Here is a 3,461-nt window from a genome sequence, read left to right on the forward strand (position 1 = left end):
CCGGCGCGGGCGCGGGGCCGGGGCCGGCGCGGGCGCGGGGCCGGGGCCGGCGCGGGCGCGGGGCCGGGGCCGGCGCGGGCGCGGGGCCGGGGCCGGCGCGGGCGCGGGGCCGGGGCCGGGGCCGGCGCGGGCGCGGGGCCGGGGCCGGGGCCGGACAGGAGGAGAGCAGGACGGGAGGACGGAGGGAGGAGAGCGGGAAAGTCGGATACGAGGACAAGGAGGGACGGGAACCGGGGGACGTGAGGTGAGAGGAGAAGGGGGCCGGGCCGCCGGGGGTGGATTGGGGTTACTGACGATGAACCCCATATACAGGCTGCGCACCCTCGAGGGTGCGCAAAGGCCGCCGACCTGGCGGTTCCCGTGTTCGGGGGGCGTCGTTTCCAAGCGCGACGGGGGACACGACGGGCCAGGCGACGGGCCAGGCGACGCCCGAACGGTCCGGGGGTGCGCGGCCCACCCGGCCGCCGGGTCCGGTCACGACGCCGCCCGACGCGCCGAGTCCGGCACGTCCGCGGCGGCCAGGAGTTCGAGGGTCGCCGGGTCGGGCTCGGCGTCGATCTCGGCCAACGCGCGGCGCAGCGCCGCGAGGGTGCGCACCGCGGCGTCCGCCCGCCCGGCAGCCAGTTGCAGGCGCAGCGCGCTCTGGTACAGGGCCTCGTTGGCGGGGTCGAGGTCGATGGCGCGGGCGAGCAGGTCCAGGGCGCGGTCGGTGTCGCCGCGGGTGGCGTGGTGTTCGGCCAGGCGGGTGTGGGCGTCGACGACCCGGTGGTGCAGGCTCTCGCGGATCTCGTCGGTGAACGGGTACGGGGAGCCCTCGAGGTAGGGCCCGCGGTAGACGGCGATCGCCCGCTCCCACGCCGCCGCCGCCACGATCGGGTCGGGGGTGTTGGCGGCCTCGCGCAGCGCGGTGGTGAGGATCCGCACATCGCTGGTGATCTGATCGGCCGCCAGCAGGTAGTGCTCGGCGGAGCGCGAGAAGAACACGGCGGAACCCGCCCCCACGGACGCGCCCGCCCGGCCCAGGATCTTGCGGGCGGACCTGCGGACGTTGGCCATCTCCCGCCGCGAGTCGACAGGATCGATCGGCGCATTCAATTTGTCCGCCAATTCCTCCGCCCGAATTCCATTCGGATAAACGGCCAACAGGCCGAGGAATTCCCTGACGCCCGATTTCAAGGAAATCCCCAGCGAAATAGGTACGCCGCCCGCGTCGATCCCGAACTTCCCCAACACACGCAGCACCACCGCAGGATCCGCGGAACGCGAGGCCGACCCCGGGAGCGCATCCGCGTCCGCGTCTGGGTCAAGGGCTGGGCCCGGGTCTGGGTCCGGGTCTGGGTCTGGGTCTGGGTCTGCTGGGGAGACCTCGATCCCGCAGCCGTCGTTCCCGGTCTCGTCACCTTCCGGGACGTCCACCGTCTGCCCGGCGACGTCGGCGTCGCACTCGACGCCGGCACCGGTCGGGACCTCGGCGTCCGCGTCGAGCTCCGAATCGGCCTCCGCGTCGGCCCCGTCGGCGTCGGCCTCGACGGCGGTTCCGTGGGTCTGCGTTCGCCTGGTCGGGGCCTGGTATGGGGGTTCGGGTGTCTCGGTCGTCGTGGGCAGGCTCACCACGATCGTGGACGTGGCCCCGCGGCGCGGGGATCTGGGGCGGATGCTCGGACGCGGACCGGCGGTGGGACCGGGCGCCGACGTCGTCCGGCGCGGGCGCGGGCCGGTCGGGCCACCCGGTGCGTGGCCGTGGGCCGCGCGCAGCAGGTCCAGGAGGTCGCGGGTGTGGTCGGGGTCGAGGTGGAAGAACCGCACCGGCGGGCCGACGGTGCTCGCCGTGCGGGTCAGGGTCCCGTCCGGCTGGATGTGGCAACTCGCCCCGGGCCAGGTCCCCAGCGTCAGGACCGCCACTCCCCCCTCGCTGCCGTGCGCGGCGATCGCCCGCATGCGGGGGTGACACCGGCGGTCCGCACGCGTGAGCACAATGAGCATGCCCGGCCCGGCCTCGGCCGCCTCGGCCGCCTCGCCGTCCTCGCCGTCTTGGGCGTCGGTGGCGCGGCGGTGCGTGAGCAGGTGTGCCTCGGCCTCGTCCAGGGCCGTGTCCAGGTCGGCGACGATCCGCAACGGCCCACCCTCACGCAGCGGTTCGTGGTCGTGGTCGGGGAGGACGATCGCGGCGTCGGCGGCGGTGAGCAGCAGCCGGGCGGGGGGCGGGTCGGGGCGGGTGCGCTGGGCCGCGGTGGCCACGCTCATCGCCACCGCCCGAGCCACCCCCAACGCACCCGGCCCCGTCAAACCCAGACCACTGCCGGACGTCACGTCCCACACCGTGAGCTCACGGCGGCCGCGCACCCCGACGGTGATCGCCGCCGCGGGCTGCGGCGCCGCGGGCAGGGGGCGGCGCGGGGCCGCGTCGGCCGATGCGGGGGTGTCGTGGGCCGGCTCGTCCGGGTCGGGGGCCTCGGTGGTGGGGTCCGCTGTCCGGGCCCACAGGTGGGCGTGTTGGGCCTCGCGGACGATCCCCGCCAACGGCGGCGGCTCCGCGTCCCCCACCTTGTGCCGGCGACGCCTGTGCGCGCGGGCGAACACCAACGCCGCCGCGATCCCCGCCGCGAACGTCACCCCGATGAAACCCGCCTCCCCCACCTCGATCCCCACCGGACGACCCTCGTCCTCGCGATCGTCCGAGGGCGGAGCCGCCGACGGAGACACGGCGGGCGCGGTGGCGGCGGGCGCATCCGCAGTCGCCGTCGGAATCGGAACCTCGACCGGAGCCGGAGACGCGGCCGGAGGTGCGGCCGGGGCGGGAGGTGCGGCCGGAGCGGGAAGGTGCTCGCCGGGCGCGGTGGTCGGCTCGGACCGGTGCGGGGACTCGGCGGCCGGAGCCGGCGACGCGGGCCCGGTCGACCCCGGCGGCGGCGCGGCAGGCACGGCAACGTCACCCGGCTGCGCGGGATTCGGCGGCGCGGTCTCGGGCGTGGCAGGCGCGGTCGGCGTGTGCGGTACCTGCTCCGGGGCGGGGGTGTCCGCGGCGGGCACGGTCGCGTCGGCGGGCAGGTGCAGGACCCAGCCCGGCTCGATCAGGTCCGGATCGCCCAGCCGAGCGCCGTCGGGTTGCGGGAGGGTCTTGCTGAGCTTGTAGATCTCCGGCCAGCGCAGAGGATCACCCAGACGCTCCTGGGCGATGTCCCACAGGGTGTCGCCGCGTTGCACGGTGTACGGCACCGGCGGCCCCACCACGGCGCTGCGGGCAGGCATCAGGCGGGCGGCGGAGTACTGCTCGCCGGCGGACGCGGGCGCGGGGGCGGGGGCGTGTCGGTCGACGGGCGTCGCCGGTTGGGAGATTCCCGGTGGTCGGTGTGTGTGGGCGGGCGTGGCGGCGGGGGGGGGGGGGGGGGGGGGGGGGGGGGGGGGGGGGGGGGGGGGGGGGGGGGGGAGGGGGGGGGGGGCGGCACAGAGGAGAGGGGGGC

1 protein-coding gene is annotated in these 3,461 nt (G+C 76.8%); it reads right to left on the bottom strand.

Annotated elements, in window-relative coordinates:
* Window positions 1–474: 474 nt before the first annotated feature.
* Window positions 475–3,249, bottom strand: a complete 2,775-nt coding sequence (locus ACZ4FV_RS51590; protein WP_465328348.1) for a BTAD domain-containing putative transcriptional regulator — start codon at window positions 3,247–3,249, stop codon at window positions 475–477.
* Between the last annotated feature and the right edge of the window lie 212 nt (window positions 3,250–3,461).

The sequence above is a fragment of the Embleya sp. NPDC025285 genome, from assembly GCF_055558835.1.